At 61.9% G+C, this 14344-nt stretch carries 15 protein-coding genes; 7 read left to right on the forward strand and 8 right to left on the reverse strand.

Going from position 1 to position 14344, the window contains the following annotated elements; all coding sequences use genetic code 11:
• Positions 1 to 68 precede the first annotated feature (68 nt).
• From KHO33_RS12560 to KHO33_RS12580, 5 genes are all read left to right on the forward strand, one after another.
• Positions 69 to 968, forward strand: a complete 900-nt coding sequence (locus KHO33_RS12560; RefSeq protein WP_200566958.1) for a LysR family transcriptional regulator — start codon at positions 69 to 71, stop codon at positions 966 to 968.
• A 247-nt stretch (positions 969 to 1215) separates the two neighbouring features.
• On the forward strand, positions 1216 to 2538 hold the full coding sequence (locus KHO33_RS12565; protein ID WP_200566957.1) for an MFS transporter: 1323 nt from the start codon (positions 1216 to 1218) through the stop codon (positions 2536 to 2538).
• 89 nt (positions 2539 to 2627) lie between these two features.
• The gene (locus KHO33_RS12570; RefSeq protein WP_054039341.1) at positions 2628 to 3668 is read left to right on the forward strand and encodes an amidohydrolase family protein; all 1041 of its coding nucleotides are present in this window, start codon (positions 2628 to 2630) and stop codon (positions 3666 to 3668) included.
• Positions 3665 to 4345 (forward strand): RraA family protein, encoded by a 681-nt coding sequence (locus tag KHO33_RS12575; protein WP_054039343.1) that lies wholly within the window; start codon positions 3665 to 3667, stop codon positions 4343 to 4345. The genes KHO33_RS12570 and KHO33_RS12575 overlap by 4 nt, the downstream gene beginning before the upstream one ends.
• Positions 4346 to 4455: 110 nt before the next feature.
• A complete protein-coding gene (locus tag KHO33_RS12580) occupies positions 4456 to 4854 on the forward strand; it encodes a hypothetical protein (RefSeq protein WP_200566956.1) in 399 nt (132 codons plus the stop codon).
• 23 nt (positions 4855 to 4877) lie between these two features.
• Here the strand turns inward: KHO33_RS12580 and KHO33_RS12585 are convergent, their stop codons facing one another.
• Together KHO33_RS12585 and KHO33_RS12590 are read right to left on the reverse strand one after the other, a co-directional pair.
• On the reverse strand, positions 4878 to 5732 hold the full coding sequence (locus tag KHO33_RS12585) for an AraC family transcriptional regulator (protein WP_054039347.1): 855 nt from the start codon (positions 5730 to 5732) through the stop codon (positions 4878 to 4880).
• A 23-nt stretch (positions 5733 to 5755) separates the two neighbouring features.
• The gene (locus KHO33_RS12590; protein ID WP_054039349.1) at positions 5756 to 6469 is read right to left on the reverse strand and encodes an alanyl-tRNA editing protein; all 714 of its coding nucleotides are present in this window, start codon (positions 6467 to 6469) and stop codon (positions 5756 to 5758) included.
• A gap of 228 nt (positions 6470 to 6697) precedes the next feature.
• Here KHO33_RS12590 and KHO33_RS12595 point away from each other — a divergent pair, with 228 nt between their 5' ends.
• Together KHO33_RS12595 and KHO33_RS12600 are read left to right on the forward strand one after the other, a co-directional pair.
• Positions 6698 to 7264 carry a chromate transporter gene (locus tag KHO33_RS12595; protein WP_054039351.1) on the forward strand — a complete coding sequence of 189 codons (567 nt, stop codon included), beginning with the start codon at positions 6698 to 6700 and terminating at the stop codon, positions 7262 to 7264.
• 2 nt (positions 7265 to 7266) lie between these two features.
• Positions 7267 to 7839, forward strand: coding sequence for a chromate transporter (locus KHO33_RS12600; protein ID WP_200566955.1), 573 nt, complete (start codon positions 7267 to 7269; stop codon positions 7837 to 7839).
• A 10-nt stretch (positions 7840 to 7849) separates the two neighbouring features.
• On the opposite strand, the gene KHO33_RS12605 is transcribed toward KHO33_RS12600, so the two are convergent.
• The 6 genes from KHO33_RS12605 to KHO33_RS12630 form a co-directional block, all read right to left on the reverse strand.
• Positions 7850 to 9097, reverse strand: a complete 1248-nt coding sequence (locus tag KHO33_RS12605; protein WP_200566954.1) for an enolase C-terminal domain-like protein — start codon at positions 9095 to 9097, stop codon at positions 7850 to 7852.
• 93 nt (positions 9098 to 9190) lie between these two features.
• Entirely contained in the window at positions 9191 to 10483 is a 1293-nt protein-coding gene (locus KHO33_RS12610) for an MFS transporter (protein WP_200566953.1), read from the reverse strand.
• 80 nt (positions 10484 to 10563) lie between these two features.
• The gene (locus KHO33_RS12615; RefSeq protein WP_200566952.1) at positions 10564 to 11331 is read right to left on the reverse strand and encodes an SDR family oxidoreductase; all 768 of its coding nucleotides are present in this window, start codon (positions 11329 to 11331) and stop codon (positions 10564 to 10566) included.
• Between the two features lie 90 nt (positions 11332 to 11421).
• The gene (locus KHO33_RS12620) at positions 11422 to 12141 is read right to left on the reverse strand and encodes a FadR/GntR family transcriptional regulator (RefSeq protein ID WP_200566951.1); all 720 of its coding nucleotides are present in this window, start codon (positions 12139 to 12141) and stop codon (positions 11422 to 11424) included.
• 237 nt (positions 12142 to 12378) lie between these two features.
• Positions 12379 to 13374: an ABC transporter substrate-binding protein gene (locus KHO33_RS12625; RefSeq protein ID WP_200566950.1), complete on the reverse strand. Its 996-nt coding sequence runs from the start codon at positions 13372 to 13374 to the stop codon at positions 12379 to 12381.
• Positions 13375 to 13497: 123 nt separating this feature from the next.
• Positions 13498 to 14295, reverse strand: coding sequence for a BPSS1780 family membrane protein (locus KHO33_RS12630; RefSeq protein WP_200566949.1), 798 nt, complete (start codon positions 14293 to 14295; stop codon positions 13498 to 13500).
• Positions 14296 to 14344 lie beyond the last annotated feature (49 nt).

The raw sequence follows: 14344 nt of genomic DNA on the forward strand, positions 1-14344 counted from the left end.
CGCACGGCATTGCACCGTCCACCGCATAACCCGTTATCCTCTTCCTACTGAAGATCAGGAAAATGGATATGAATCTTAGGGCGTTGCAGTGCTTCGTGATTCTGGCGGAGGAGCTCAATTTCAGCCGCGCCGCCGAGCGCTTGCATATCGCGCAGCCCGCGCTGAGCCAGCAGATCCGTTCGCTTGAAGAGCGGCTCGGCACCCAGCTGGTCGATCGGGCAAGACGCCCGCTGAGTCTGACCGAAGCCGGCCACTACCTCTGCACGGAGGCGCGTCAGATACTCGGTTCGCTGGAACAGGTATCCCTTACAGCACAAGAAATCGGTGTCGGCCGGCGCGGCTGGCTCAGCATCGGTTTCACGCGCTCGGCGATGTACAGCATCCTGCCGCCCGCGCTCAAGGCGTTTCACAACGCGTTCCCACAGGTCGAACTCAAGCTCTTCGAGTTGCTCACTGAAGAGCAAACCGATGCGTTGCGCGACATGCGCATTCACATCGGCATTGGCCGGCAGCCGCTCGCGATTGATGGCTGCACGTCCTATCCGTTGCTGCGCGAGCGCGTCATGGTCGCGCTCGAACCGGGTCATCCGCTCGCCGCGCACAAGACCGTGCGAATCGCCGAGCTCGCCGATACGCCCTTGATTCTGTATCCGAAGCACCAGAACGCACAGTTCAAACGCTCGGTGCAAACGCTCTATCGCGATGCGGGCGTAACCCCGGTCGTCGCTCACCAGGCCTATGAAATTCAGACCGCGATTGCACTCGTAGCAGCGGGCCTGGGCGTAACGTTCATCGGTGAATCGGTTGCACGGCATGGACGCGCGGACGTCGTGTTCCGGCACCTTAGTGGTCCCGGTTCGTCATACCGATCGACGCTCGCAGCCACCTTTCGCACCGACGACGCGTCACCACATCTGCGTGCTTTCCTCGCCTGCCTCCCCGCACCGCTTGCCGACGGCACACTATAAGTAAAAACCTATACAAGCATAAGCAAGCGGTCTTGGACTCTCCGTCCTAGCGTTCTTATCATGGGCCTCATGCTTCAGCCACCGCCCTTTCATGAGCGAATCAGCGCATGCAGGCACGAGCGGCGGCCGCTGAAGTTCAGCCGTCAAACGCGCGGCGAACGGGACACTGCCGGCGTTCGATCCGGCAGGCCGACCATAAGGACGCAGCCACGGCTCATGAAGCCGTCGCAGCAAGGTAGGAGACAGCATGACCTCATTCGACGAAGCCGCCACCATGCGCAAAGTGTACGGGCGATTAATGCCCCTGCTCTTTGCGATGATGTTCTTTAACTATCTGGACCGGATCAATATCGGATTCGCCGCGCTGGACATGAACAAGCAACTGGGCTTCAGTCCAGCCGTGTTCGGTTTCGCGGGCAGCATCTTCTTCGTCGGCTACATGTTGCTGGAAGTGCCGAGCAATCTGTTGCTGCATCGGGTCGGCGCGCGCCGCTGGATCGCGCGCATTCTGCTGACGTGGGGCGCTGTCGCGGCAGCCACCGCCTTCGTCTTCAATGACTCCAGTTTCTACGTATTGCGCTTTCTGCTGGGCGTGATGGAAGCGGGCTTTTTGCCGGGCGTGGCGGTCTATCTGACGAAATGGTTTCCGGTGCGCTACCGGGCACGTGCGGTGGGCGGCTACATCATCGCGGGTTCGTTTTCGGCGGTGCTGGGCGGTCCGATCTCGACAACCTTGATGACTTACGCGAACGGCATTCTCGGTTTGCAGGGATGGCAATGGATGTTCATCCTCGAAGGCATTCCGGCGATGGCGCTCGGTCTCTTGACGCTGCGCATCATGACCGAACGTCCGGCCGACGCCAAATGGCTCTCCGACGACGAAAAGAATTGGCTCGAATCGACGCTCGCGGCCGAACGCGAAGCCCTCGGCGGCAACACCCATTTTCCGCTGCTGCGCGTGGCGAGCGACATCCGCGTGTGGAGTCTCGCGTGTCTGTTCGGCTGTGCGCTGGTCGGCATTTATGGTCTGTTCCTGTGGCTGCCGCAGATCGTCAAGAGCCTCGGCCATCTGAGCAATATCGAGGTCGGTTTTCTGTCCGCCGCGCCGCCGCTGCTTGGCGTGTTGGGTACCTTCCTGATCAGCCGCAGTTCCGATCGCACAGGCGACCGCAAGAAGCACCTCGCCTTCGTGTACGGCATGAGCGCATTGGCGATTGCCGGCAGTGCGTATGCGCCGAACCCTGTGATCGCCTACGCGCTGCTGTGCCTGACCGGTTTGTTCATCTATGCGGGCAACCCGCTGTTCTGGAGCCTCGCGTCCTCGTTCAGAACGGGCGCCGCGGGCGCCGCGACGATTGCGCTGATCAACACCATCGCGCAGTTCGGCGGCCTGGTCGGTCCCTGGAGCATCGGGCTGGTGCGCAACGCCACCGGCAACTTCAAACTGGCCTTGCTGACGATCGCCGCGTTTCTGGTGGTCGCGACGATCATCGCACTCGTGATGCGTGTCACGCCGGCTGAAGATGAAGCCGCCTCGCTCGCGACCGGCGACCCTGCCCCGCGCATCTGAGCGCCTTGACCAGTGAAACAGCGAACGTAGCGAACGCACAGCGCGGACAGACAAACATCCACAAAGACATCAACGGATTTTTTCACACCATGATCATCGATTGCCACGGTCACTACACCACTTCGCCACCGCAGCACGAGGCCTGGCGCGCACAGCAGATCGCCGCGCTGAAGAACGGCGGCTCGCCGCCGCCACGCCCCGTCATTACCGACGACGAAATTCGCGAGAGCATCGAAACCGGCCAGATTCGCATTCAGCGCGAACGCGGCACCGACCTCACGATCTTTTCGCCGCGCGCCGCCGGCATGGGGCACCACCTCGCCACGGCCGAAGCCAATGCAGTCTGGTCGAGCGAATCCAACGACCTCATTCATCGCGTGGTGTCGCTGTTTCCGCGCAACTTCGTCGGCGTGTGCCAGTTGCCGCAAGCGCCGGGCGTGGCGCCGGCCAATTGCATCGCCGAACTGCGTCGTTGCGTGGAAGAACTGGGGTTTATCGGCTGCAATCTGAATCCGGATCCTTCAGGCGGACATTGGTCGGGGCTGCCGATTACGGACCGCTCGTGGTATCCGCTCTATGAAGCGATGGTGGACCTCGACGTGCCGGCAATGATTCACGTGTCCTCGTCGTGCAATCCGAATTTTCATGCAACGGGTGCGCATTACATCAACGGTGACACCTCGGCGTTCATGCAGTTGCTGCAGGGCGATCTGTTCGCCGACTTCCCAACGTTACGCTTCATCATTCCGCACGGCGGCGGCGCTGTGCCCTATCACTGGGGCCGCTATCGCGGGCTCGCGCAGGACATGAAGCGGCCGCTGCTCAGCGAGTACCTGATGAAGAATGTTTTCTTCGACACCTGCGTGTATCACCAGCCCGGCGCCGAACTGCTCGCCAAGGTCATTCCGGTCGAGAACATTCTGTTCGCGTCGGAAACCATCGGCGCGGTTCAGGGTATCGATCCGGAAACCGGCCACTACTACGACGACACGCGGCGCTACATCGATGCCATCGAATGGCTCAGCGCCGCGGACCGTCAGCGTATCTACGAAGACAACGCCCGCGCGGTGTACCCGCGGCTGTCCCATCAACTCGAGCAGCAATTCGCCACGCAAGGGGCAACGATATGACTGTCACGACGAATCCCATCGGCTGGCGCGAACACGAATCCGCGCCTCAGGCCAACCCGGCAACGCTCGACGCATTGCGTGAACTGGCGGTTTCGCTGCTCAGCGACAACATGGCGCGCGCAAGCGGCATGGTCGGCTTGCGGCCGTATCATCAGCCCAAGCCGATGGCAGGCACTGCCGTCACGGTCCACACCCGCCCCGGCGACAACCTCGCGATTCATCGCGCGTTCGATTTTTGCCGGCCGGGCGACGTGCTCGTGATCGACGGCGCAGGAGAACTCACGCAAGCATTGATGGGCGAGATCATGGCCAGCTTCGCGGAGAGTCTGGGCGTGCAGGGCCTAGTGATCGACGGCGCGATCCGCGATGTCGGCGCGCTACGTCAGCGCGATTTCCCGGTGTACGCGCGCGGCGTGACGCATCGCGGGCCGTACAAGAACGGTCCTGGTGAGATCAATGTGCCGGTCACGGTCGGCGGGATGGTGGTTCATCCTGGCGACATCATCGTTGGCGATGAAGACGGTTTGCTCGCGATCTCTCCCGCCGACGTGGAGGCGGTAATCGAAGGCGCACGGCGGCAGAATGCGAAAGAAACGGCGGCGTTGAAGTCGATCGCGAATGGATGTTTCGACCGTTCGTGGGTCGTGCCGCATCGCGACCGGATGATGAACGGCTGACTTCACGCACGACGCCAGAGCGTGCATGATGTTGACTGGTTCCTGCCGCGTACCGTGAGTCACGGCGAACCGGCTAACATCGCCCCAACCCTGCAGGAATCGTGTGCCTCATGGCGGAATATCTGAACGCTGCAATGCTCCTCGAACTCGCGCAACGTGCGGAAGAGCGCACTGCCGCGCCCTGCATGTGTACAAAAACGCCGCTGGACGGCTGGCACTCGCAGCCGCTTTCTCTCGACGAAACGCAGTTCAAGGAAGTCGGCACGCTTGCACCGGAAGACGATCCGGAACCCACGTACAGCGAATACCTGCCGGGCAAAACAACCTACTGGTCGGCCGACGCACCCATCGCGCCGCGTTACTTCCCGTACAACCGCTGTGCCGTCTGGCAGTGCACGTTGTGCGACCGTCTTTATCTGCGCTACACGGAAGGAGGCGGCTACTTCGTCGATCGCAGGATTCGCGCTGTACAGTCGGCGCTGATCGAGGACGTTCCGCTGCCCGAGTAACGTTAGAGATGCAACGCGCGGAGTTAATGCCCCGGCTTTAGCGCCGCATACGTCCCCGGCGTGATCCCATAGGCCCGCTTGAAAAGCCGGTTGAGATGGCTTTGATCGTAAAAGCCGACGGCCGCGGCAGCGCTCGCCGCGCTATGCCCCGCCGCAAGCATGCGTTTGGCCGCGAGCAGCCGCACCTGAGTCGCATAGGCGTGCGGCGGCAGGCCAAACTCTTTGCAGAAGGCGCGCGTGAGGTAATAGCGGCTCAGCCCCACCAGTTCCGCCAGTTCGTCGACCGGAATATCGCGCGCATAGTTGGCGGCGACGTACTCGCGCACCTGCGCCATCTTGTGGGCTTCGCGCCGTACTTCGCCGAGCTCGTGCCGCGATTGCCCATATCGTCCGACCAGCATCCCCATCGCCGCCCACCAATTCGCCTGCCGCTCCATCAGCGAGACCGAGCCGTGCTGGTCGAGACTCGCATGCGCCTTGACCAGCAGACCGGCCAGATGCGCATCCTGATAGAGCCCCGGCGGAATCAGAAGCGGTTTGTCCGGACGCGAGTCGGGCGAAAACACAGCACCCAGCGCGCCCAGGCCTTCCATGTCGAGATAGATGGCGCGGTAATTCCATTCGCGGCCTTCCCACACCTCGCCACTGTGATATTCGCCGGGTCCGAACACGAGCACGCTGCCGGGTCCGGCGACATCGCTGCCGGTGCGCGTATGACATTGCCCCGCACCGGATTGCGTCATGACAATGACGAGTTCGTCGTGCAGATGCCGGTCGAATTTGTGCTCGCCGTAGCGGGCGCTGGCGAGACAGGCGCCGTCGAGCGCGCCGTCACGCCAGCACACCACTTCCGGCTCGCTTTTATCCGATGTGTCCATGGCTCGCTCTCCCGGGATGCCCTTCAAACCAGCTCTATTCTGACCCGGCGATTGCGGCGCCCCTTGTTTTCTATCTTCACGATGCGGATCGGTTTCGATTGCGCCGTGTTGGTCAGATGCGTGCCACCGCAAGCCTGCCGGTCCAGGTCGCCGATTTCGACGATCCGCACCGTGCCGTCGGAGGTCGGCGGCGGCGCCACGGAAAGGCTGCGGATCAGGCCCTGCGTCGATTTTGCCTCGGTTGCGCTGACGTAGTAGGTCCGTACGTCCATGGCGCTGCGGATCACCTCGTTGGCCGGCTCCTCGAGCAGGCGCAATGCGTCGTTATCCGCCTCTGGCAGATCGAAATCCATGCGAGCGGTGCCGTCGGCATTGATCTGCGCGCCGGTCACGAGTGCGCCGGCGAAGCGCTGATACACGAGCGCGTTGAGAATATGCGTGGCCGTATGAAGCTGGGCGACGGTGGCGCGCCGGGCCGCGTCGACGGCCACGTGGACCTCGCCGTTCAGTTCGAGTGGCTCGTCGAGCAGATGCCAGAGCATGCCGCCTTCCGGTGCGACGCCGGTAATGCGGACGGCGCCGTTCGCGTGCGTCAGCATTGCCGCGTCCGACACCTGGCCTCCGCCACCCGGGTGCAAGGCCGTGCGACCCAGCACGACGGCGCCGGGCCGCGAGGCGATCACGCTCGTTTCAAACTCGAGTAAGTCCGGCTGCTCATGGCAAAGATAGTGCGCCACCTTGAATTCCCCGTATGAAATGAAATGACTGATTACGCCTAGGATACTCAGTCTCATGGGAGGTCGTCTTGGTCAAAAATGCCCTGTGCGGTTGGGGCCGGACCATCGGTTTCAAAGCGTCCGGAAACGAACCCCTGGTTGATATAATTTTCCAGTCGCCTATGACCGGGCACGCTCGCCAGGAGCAAATATTTCGCCCGTCATACGTCAATCTGACTGGAAGATTCGATGTCCCAACAACTTGCCAACACGAGTCGACCGCCCACCCTCACCGGGCTCTTCCTGATATTCAGCCGTATTGGCCTGACCAGCTTTGGCGGCGGCCTGAGCGGTTGGCTCCTGCGTGAATTCGTCCAGGATCGCGACTGGATCAGTGAAGAAGACTTTTTGAACGGCCTGGCCATTTCGCAGGCGCTGCCGGGCATCAACGTCAAAAACATGGCGATCTGGATCGGCCACCGTCTGCTCGGCTGGCGCGGCGCGCTGCTGGCGGTTGCCGGCATCATCATCCCGCCCGCCATCTTCATCATTATTCTCGGCACGGTTTTCGGTCATCTGCTGCAGTTCCCGCTCGCTCACATTCTGCTTGCGGGCGCGGCAGCAGCGGCCACCGGCCTGTCGTTGTCGATGGGTGTGACGACCGCGCGCCGGGTGCCGCGCAGACTCCTCCCGCTGCTGTTTCTCGCAGGCACCTTCGTCGCTGTCGGCATATTGCGCCTGCCGCTGGTGTGGGTTGTGATCGGCGCGGGAGGCCTGAGCGTGCTGTTCGAATACATCAAACTGCGCAAAGCCTGACCATGTCGAATCGCGTTCTTCTACAGCTTGCGGCCGTTTTCGCGCCCCTGTCACTGGTGACGATAGGCGGTGGCCAGGCCATCATTGCCGATATCCAACGGCAGGTTGTCGACGTGCATGGATGGCTGACGCATGCCCAGTTCGGTGTGGATTTCGCCATCTCGCGCATGGCGCCTGGGCCCGGGTCGCTGCTAGCCACTTTGATCGGCTGGCAGATTGCCGGGTTCTGGGGCGCTGTGGTGGCCACGCTGGCATTACTCGCCCCGACCGGCATTCTGATCTATGGTGTGACTCATATCTGGACGCGCTATAAGGGCGCGGCGTGGCAACTCGCACTCGAGCGTGGGTTGCGCCCCGTCGCCTCCGGCATGATTCTCGCCGCGGGATGGGTTTTGTTGAAATCGCTCGACGGTGGGCATCCGGCCCAAGCGATTGCCCTCATGTCAGTGGGGACACTGCTCAGCACGCGAATCAACCCACTGCTTCTGTTGCTTTGCGGCGCGTTGATGCTGCTCGGTATGTACGAGCTTGGCGCCAGCCTTCCGTCCATCCTTCAAGTGCACATGGCGAGCTAGTGCAATCTCGTTACGGCGTCTGCAGCGTGCCGTCTTTCAGGCGGGTTTGCGTCCACGTCGTCACGGTGTTTTCGCAGGGATATTTCGCGGCCTCGGTTTCGTCGATGTCCACGCCCAAGCCCGGTTTGTCATTGGCATAAACGTGTCCGCTCCTGAATTCCGGCAGACCCGGGAAGACATCGAGCAAGGCCTCTCGTGGCCCCTTAAGATCCTGGATCACGAAGTTCGGCGGCTCGGTTCCCGACCACTCCTGCACACCGAAGTTGCGCGCGGCGAGATCGATATGGATGTTCGCTGCATGCGCCAGCGGCGACATGTCGCCCGGGCCGTGCCACGCGGTCCTTACTCCGAACTGCTCAGCAAATATCTGCAGCTTACGGCCTGCGGTGATGCCGCCGATCTGGCTGAGATGCACGCGAATGAAGTCGATCAGGCGCTCGGTGATCAGAAACCGCCATTCATACGGGTTGTTGAACAGCTCACCCTGGGCCAACGGCGTAGTCGTTTTGGCGCGTAGCTGACGCATCCATTCGCCTTCCTCGAGCGCAATCGCGTCTTCGAGAAAGAACAGCTCGTACTGTTCCAGCTCGCACGCGAAGCGGATCGCTTCCACCGGCTTCAGGCGTTCATGCACGTCATGGCACAACTCGACGTCGAAACCGATCTTGCTGCGAATGCCGTCGAACAGTTTGAGCGTCTCCCGCATGTATTTTCTGCTGTCGAGATACACGCCATCCGCGGCGCCTTCGGGTGCACTCGCTGGCGCCTTGGCGAAGCTACCTCCGCCATAGCCGCCGCTCTGGCAACGAATATGCGTGATGCCTTGCTCGCGATACTTCTGGATGTTCTCGCATAACTCGTTCAGATCGCGGCCCTCCGCATGGCGATAAATCGGCACGCCTTCGCGGCACTTGCCACCGAACAACTGATAGAGCGGCATGTTCGCCATCTTGCCCTTGATGTCCCACAGCGCCATATCGACGCCTGAAATCGCGTTGTTCTCGATCGCACCGTTGCGCCAGTACGCGTTCTGATGCATCAGTTGCCACAGCTCCTCGATCGCCTCGGCGTCACGACCGATCAGCAACGGCCGCAGGTATTCCTCGATGAGGCACTTCACCGCCACGTGCCGGTAGGCGAATGTCGCGCATCCGAGACCGACCAGACCGGGCTGGCTGGTCTCGATCTTCACGACGATCAGGTTGATGCCTTCCGGCGCGGTCAGGATGACCTTTACATCGGTAATCAAGGTTGCCATGTTCTGCCTGCCAAAATCGAATCAATCAAACGAAGTCGAATTGCGCTCTTCTTCGCCAAAACGTGACGTCCGGGGTGTCGGGAACGACGGACATTACGTGCGATGCAACGACAGCGAAGCTTCACGCCTGGCATGCTCGTCGGCATTCGCGGGCACGGTCATCATCAGGATCACCGAGAGCAGCAGGCCGGCCGCCATGAAAATGTACGAAGCCGCCGGGCTGCCGGTCGCGCCGTTCAGATAGCCCACCACCCACGAACCGAGGAACGCCCCCAACGCACCGCATGCGTTGATGAGGCCGATCGCGCCGCCCAGCACGTTGCTCGGAATCAGTTCCGGCACGAGTGCGAAGAACGGGCCATACGGCGCGTACATCGTTGCGCCTGCAACGACCAACAGCGCGAACGAGATCCAGAAGTGCGAGCCGCCGATCAGATAGGAAGCGACGAACGCAATGGTCCCGACGAGCAGCAGCGGCCAGACGAACAGCTTGCGATTGCGCGTCTTGTCCGAGAGCCACGACGCGAGCAGCATCAGGATGATTGCCGCGAGATAGGGCACCGCGGCGAGCCAGCCCACTGAAACGATGTCGATCGTCGAGGCGGCTTTGAGAATCGACGGCAGCCACATGATGAAGCCGTATACGCCGATGCTCCACAGCGCATGTATCGCGCAAAACTTCATCACGATCGACGAACGGAACGCCGCCTTGTAGTTGCGCACCGGCGCGATATGGGCCTGCTCGGCCTTCAGGCGCGCGTCGAGTTCAGTCTTTTCGGCGTCGCTCATCCAGGGCGCGTCGGCCGGACGGTCCTTCACCGTGAACCACCAGACCACGGCCCATGCGATTGCAGGCATGCCCTCAAGGATGAACATCTCGCGCCAGCCGAAGCTGCGAACCAGATAGCCCGACACCACCGACATCCACAGCACCGTCACCGGATTGCCGAGAATCAGGAACGTGTTGGCACGCGAGCGCTCGCTGCGCGTGAACCATCGGCTGATGTACATCAGCATCGACGGCATCACGGCCGCCTCCACGACGCCGAGCGTGAAGCGCAGCACCATCAGCATCGGAATATTGCTGACCATGCCGGTCGCCGCCGCGCACAGTCCCCACAGAATCAGACTGAAGAAGATCAGCTTCTTCACGCTGTTGCGCTGTGCGTAGATTGCACCGGGCACCTGAAACAGGCAGTAGCCAAGAAAAAACAGCGAGCCAATCAGCGACGAGGTGCCGTGCGTGATGCCGAGATCCTTGTCGATCCCGGCCGCAGCGGCGAAGCCGTAGTTCGCGCGGTCGAGATAGGCGAGGCTATACGTGATGAAGATGATGGGCATCAGATACCACCATCTTTGAGTTGCTACGGGTTTGACGCTTTCCATGATGTCTCCGGATCAGTGCGGCGCACGAACTATCTGATGCGAGTGGCTGTTTGTTTTGCTCTACTCGCGTGGACCTGCATTTAAAGAACGGCCAGCCAGCCGCCATCGACGTAGATGATCTGACCGTTCACATAGCTCGACGCCGGTGAAGCCAGATACACCGCCGTACCGACGAGTTCTTCCGGCTTGCCCCAGCGTTGCGAGGGATTACTGCTCTTGACCCATGCGTCGAAAGCGGCGTTCTCGATCAGCGGCTTGTTCATGTCGGTCAGGATGTAACCCGGGCCGATCGCGTTCGCCTGAATGTCCGAGGCCGCCCACTCGGCGCTCATGGCGCGGGTCAGCATCTTGATGCCGCCCTTCGCCGCCGTATAGGCGCCGACCGTCGCGCGCCCGGCTTCGCTCGTGAGCGAGCCGATGTTGATGATCTTGCCGCCCGTGCCGCGCGCGATCATGCGGCGTGCGGCCTGCTTCGCGACGATGAAGGCGCTCGTCAGATTGGTGTCGATCACGCGCTGCCAGTCGTTCAATTCGAGTTCGACGAGCGGTTTGCGAAACTGGATGCCGGCGTTGTTAACCACGATATCGACTGGCACGCCGTCCTTGTCCCACTGCGCGAACGCTTCGGCAACGGCGCTTTCGTCGGTCACATCGAAGGCGCGGCCTTGCGCATTGAAACCCTTGTCGCTTAAACGGGCGACCGCTTCGGCGACCGTATCGGCGCGCGTGCCGTTCAGGATGACGTTCGCACCGGCGGCCGCCAGTCCCTCGGCAAGCGCGAAACCGATGCCACGCGCCGAGCCGGTAACGAGTGCCGTGCGGCCGCTCAGATCGAATAGCTGTGTCATGCGTATGTCCTCTCGATGTTCAGAAACGAGGCGCGAGTGCGCCCCTCGCGATCCCGACGAGGATCGCGATGAAATGGGTTACGGCGATTGCTAAACGGGTTGGTCGTTGGCGGTTCGGTCTAGCGCGGCGCGGTCCTCGAAGTCCTGCTCGGCGCGCCTGATGAGCGTGAGTACGGCCTCTTCCGCCGCGACGGGATCCCCCTTCTCGATCGCGACGCACAGTGCCTCGTGCATCGGCAGCGAACGGGCCGGACCGCCGGCGATTTCAGAGCTGAGTTCGAAACTGGTGCGCAGGATCGCCGACAGCGCGTTCTGCATCTGCTGGACGAACTGGTTGTGGCACGCGGTCAGGATGGCGCCGTGAAACGCGAGGTCAGCGGGAACGTACTCGCCGTGGCCGGCGACCGCGCGTTCCATCGCCTTGAAAGCCTTCCGGACCGCGATGCGGTCTTCGTCAGTTGCGCGTTTCGCGGCAAGCCTCGCCGCGTTCGGCTCGATGATCAGGCGCAGTTCCATCAGGTCTTCGATGAGGCCGGGCTCGACGGCGCTTGCACGCGCGCGCCACATGATCACGTCCGGGTCGAACAACTGCCATTGCGCACGCGGCAGCACGACCGTGCCGTAGCGGCGGCGCACCTGCAGCATGCCCTTGGCGGAGAGCGACTTCATCGTCTCGCGGATGGTGATGCGGCTCACCTGCATCTGCTCGGCAAGCATCGGCTCGGCGGGAAGAATGTCACCGGGCATGAATTTGCCTGAACAAATCTGTTCACCCATCTGATTCAGGACCTGCCTGTGCAAAGTCGCCACAATTTGCTCTCTATGTCATACGTATGATGTAGAAAGATAGGCGTGACGAGGCCGCGTGGCAATTCGGGTTCACCCGGAGTGCGGGTCGGAATGGGTGGTCGGGGTGGAAGGGAATTGCTGGCGTGAAAGGGGTTGCCGAGGATGGCGGGCGCCGCCGGAGATGGAAGACACCGGGCAGACGCGCACCGGTTTTGTTGGCCTCGGAGCAGCGCGCCGCAAGACGCGCCGCCGTTCGCGTCAGACCTTCGCGATATGCGTCTCGGCAATCGCACGGACGTCGATGCGGCGCGGCAGGATAGCGTCGCGATCCGCGCTATCAGCAACCTTCTGGAGCGCGGCGATATCCGCCTCGGTCACGAAGTGCTGTTTCAATGCCGCGCGCTGCGTGATCTGCTTCGCGGCATCGAGTGGCGAGCGCGTCAAGGTTGAGTAGATCTGCGCGTAGGCATCGGGGTTCGCAAGCGCCCAATCGCCCGCGCGTTGCAACCTGAGCAGAACATCTGCGATAGCCGCGCGTTTGCGTGTATCAGCAAGCGCGGCGCCCGATGCAGTGATGAAGCCGAGACCACTATTGATGCCGGACCCGTCGCGCAAAATACGCGCGCCACGTTGAACAGCGATACCGTAGTACGGATCGAACGTCGCCCACACGTCGATCGAACCAGACGCGAACGCCGCAAACGCGTCGACTGGCAGGATGAAACGAACCTTAACGTCGTCCTTCGAAAGTCCGGCTTCGGCGAGCGCACCATACAACTGGAATTGCGAAATACTACCGCGCGCCGACGACACGAACACGGTGCGACCCTTCAGATCCGCCACGGCGCGAATCGATGAATTGGGCGCAACCAGAATGCCGAGTTGCGCGCCCGAACCCACACGCGTCGCGACAATCTTCAAGGTCGGATCGCCGACAGCCGCTGCAAGCACAGGCAAGTCGCCCGCCGGGGCAAGATCGACGGCGCCCGCGCGTTGCGCCTCGAACAGTGGCGCGGCACCCTGGAAGTTGGCCCAGCGAAATGCGTACGGCGTGCCGTCGAGTACCTTAGCGGCTTCGGCGAGCGCTCGTGTGCCACCGGCCTGGTCGCCCAGCACGATCGTGGTCGATGCCAGATCGGCGGCCTGCACGTTGAGTGAATGAAACGCACCGGTTGCGGCAAGCGCCGGCACTGCGCCGAGCAGCTTCAGCGTGCGCCGCCGCATGGGAAAAGACGTAGAAACAGAAGCGGCCATATGCCCTCGCTTGCAATATTTCTGCAAGCGTAGCGATCAGGACGCTTCGTGAGAATGATTCAATTCCGATATCCTTATCGCGACCGGGCAGCTATGTTTTTCACCCCGGCGCGAACCCGTCACCTACGACTTCTCGAATATGCCGCGATACGCGCCGTACATCGACAGAACGATCAGCGCGCTGACCAGCGGCGTCACCAACAAGCCGCGCAATATAAGCGGTGCAAAGGTGGCAAGCCACACGTCGACGGCGATCGCGATGCCAAATACCAAAGCGACGCGCCAGTTACGCGCCACGGCACGCACACTCGCCGCCATCGCGTTCAGAGGCGGCACGTTGTTCAGAACAACCAGCGCCGGCGCGAACCATACGAGCGAGGCCGCAACCGCATAGGCCAGCATATTGAGCACCGGCTCCAGCGCATTGCCCGTGCCGTTATGCGCGCCGTAGACGATCGTCAGATCATGCACGCCGTTCGGTGCAACAGATGTCTTCATCGACACATGAAACGCCACAAACGCAATCAGGTGCCCCGCATAGGCAACGGCCGCACCGCATTGCCCGATCAGGATCAACGCATTGCGATGCACGTTGACGGCTTCGATCGTCTCGCGGATCGACCACGGGCGTGCATTGCTCGCACGTTCCTGCATCAGCACCAAACCAGCGGCGAGGACCGGCCCGACGAGCACCGCCAGCACGCGCAACGGTGGCGCCAGTTCAAACAGCGTGACGAAATCGGCGCAGCCGAGAATCGCCACGAGCCACAACACCGGATTCGCGCGAGCGATACGAACCCCTTCCGCGAGCCAGCCGGCAACATTCTCGACGCTCACCACGCGACCATCTGGATAGCGCAGCCCCGAAGCAGGTTGCCGGTGTGCCGGGACTGCCGTACCGCCTGAATAATGCATGTTCATGACCGTTTCCTTTTCATCGAATGAGGATAGAGACGTCAGTCAACCTGCG

It is taken from the genome of Paraburkholderia nemoris, assembly GCF_905221015.1.
Taxonomy (GTDB): domain Bacteria; phylum Pseudomonadota; class Gammaproteobacteria; order Burkholderiales; family Burkholderiaceae; genus Paraburkholderia; species Paraburkholderia nemoris.

Coding starts and splice junctions, on each gene's coding strand:
- KHO33_RS12560 (WP_200566958.1), top strand. CDS start 69: ATGAATCTTAGGGCGTTGCAGTGCTTCGTGATTCTGGCGGAGGAGCTC.
- KHO33_RS12565 (WP_200566957.1), top strand. CDS start 1,216: ATGACCTCATTCGACGAAGCCGCCACCATGCGCAAAGTGTACGGGCGA.
- KHO33_RS12570 (WP_054039341.1), top strand. CDS start 2,628: ATGATCATCGATTGCCACGGTCACTACACCACTTCGCCACCGCAGCAC.
- KHO33_RS12575 (WP_054039343.1), top strand. CDS start 3,665: ATGACTGTCACGACGAATCCCATCGGCTGGCGCGAACACGAATCCGCG.
- KHO33_RS12580 (WP_200566956.1), top strand. CDS start 4,456: ATGGCGGAATATCTGAACGCTGCAATGCTCCTCGAACTCGCGCAACGT.
- KHO33_RS12585 (WP_054039347.1), bottom strand. CDS start 5,732: ATGGACACATCGGATAAAAGCGAGCCGGAAGTGGTGTGCTGGCGTGAC.
- KHO33_RS12595 (WP_054039351.1), top strand. CDS start 6,698: ATGTCCCAACAACTTGCCAACACGAGTCGACCGCCCACCCTCACCGGG.
- KHO33_RS12600 (WP_200566955.1), top strand. CDS start 7,267: ATGTCGAATCGCGTTCTTCTACAGCTTGCGGCCGTTTTCGCGCCCCTG.
- KHO33_RS12605 (WP_200566954.1), bottom strand. CDS start 9,097: ATGGCAACCTTGATTACCGATGTAAAGGTCATCCTGACCGCGCCGGAA.
- KHO33_RS12610 (WP_200566953.1), bottom strand. CDS start 10,483: ATGGAAAGCGTCAAACCCGTAGCAACTCAAAGATGGTGGTATCTGATG.
- KHO33_RS12615 (WP_200566952.1), bottom strand. CDS start 11,331: ATGACACAGCTATTCGATCTGAGCGGCCGCACGGCACTCGTTACCGGC.
- KHO33_RS12625 (WP_200566950.1), bottom strand. CDS start 13,374: ATGGCCGCTTCTGTTTCTACGTCTTTTCCCATGCGGCGGCGCACGCTG.
- KHO33_RS12630 (WP_200566949.1), bottom strand. CDS start 14,295: ATGAACATGCATTATTCAGGCGGTACGGCAGTCCCGGCACACCGGCAA.